This window comes from Massilia sp. CT11-108 (assembly GCF_047302915.1).
In the GTDB taxonomy this organism is placed as follows: Bacteria; Pseudomonadota; Gammaproteobacteria; order Burkholderiales; family Burkholderiaceae_D; genus Telluria; species Telluria orientalis.
Genome location: NZ_JBKYMO010000988.1, coordinates 1 through 973, shown reverse-complemented (window position 1 = coordinate 973; position 973 = coordinate 1). Strand labels below are relative to the sequence as shown.

At 69.2% G+C, this 973-nt stretch carries 1 protein-coding gene; it reads right to left on the bottom strand.

What is annotated here, in order from left to right; all coding sequences use genetic code 11:
• Nucleotides 1–973: penicillin-binding transpeptidase domain-containing protein (locus ACEN88_RS32570; RefSeq protein ID WP_413346382.1), on the bottom strand; the 973-nt coding region annotated here is incomplete at both ends.

Genomic DNA, 973 nt, shown 5'->3' with positions numbered 1-973 from the left:
GTTCTGATTTGTATAAGATACTGGCGCGAAGGGGACCGTCTGGCGCACGATGCCCGGCGGGGCGGCGGGGGGCCGGCTCGGGCGGTCACGGTGCAGGTAGTCCATCACGTCGCGCCACACGGGCGCCGCGCCCGACACGCCGGACACGTCCCACATCGAGCCGCCGTCGAAATTCCCGACCCACACGCCGACCGTGTAGCGGTCCGAAAAGCCCACGCACCAGTTGTCGCGCATGTCCTTGCTGGTGCCCGTCTTGACGGCGCTCCAGAATCCGGTGGCGAGTTCGTTGGAAAGGCCGAACGTCGTGCTGCGGGCCGCGCGGTCGGACAGGATGTCAGCCACGATGAAGCTGGCGCGCGCATCCAGCACGCGCCGTTTGCCGTCCTGCACGCCGCCGTTCGCGAGCGTGCGATAAGCGTGCGCGAGTTCCAGCAGGCTGACGTCGCCCGAGCCCAGCGCCAGCGACCAGCCGTAGAACTCCGGCGCCTCGGTCAGGCTCGTGATGCCCAGCAGCCGCAGGCGCTCGTGAAAGCGCTCCAGTCCCGTCAGCATCAGCGTGCGCACCGCGGGCACGTTCAGCGAGCCGGCAAGGCTCGTGCGCACCGACGCCGCATCGCGGTACTGGTGGTCGTAGTTCTGCGGCACATACAGGCCGCCGACGGTCGGGATGTCGACGGGCGTGTCGTCCAGCAGCGACGCCGCCGTCAACTGCCCCCGTTCCAGCGCCAGCTCGTATAAAAACGGTTTCAGCGTGGACCCGGCCTGGCGCAGCGCCGTCACGCCATCCACTTCGCCGACGCCGCCGTTCGCGACATACGCCAGCACGTCGCCGCTGGCGTTGTCGATCACGATCACGGCGCCGTCGCCGACGTTGCGTTCGGCCAGTTCGGCGAGGTGGCGGCGCAGCGCGGCGACGGCAAAGCGCTGCAAGCTTGCGTCGAGCGTGCTGCGCACGACGCTGCCCGAACTGGAG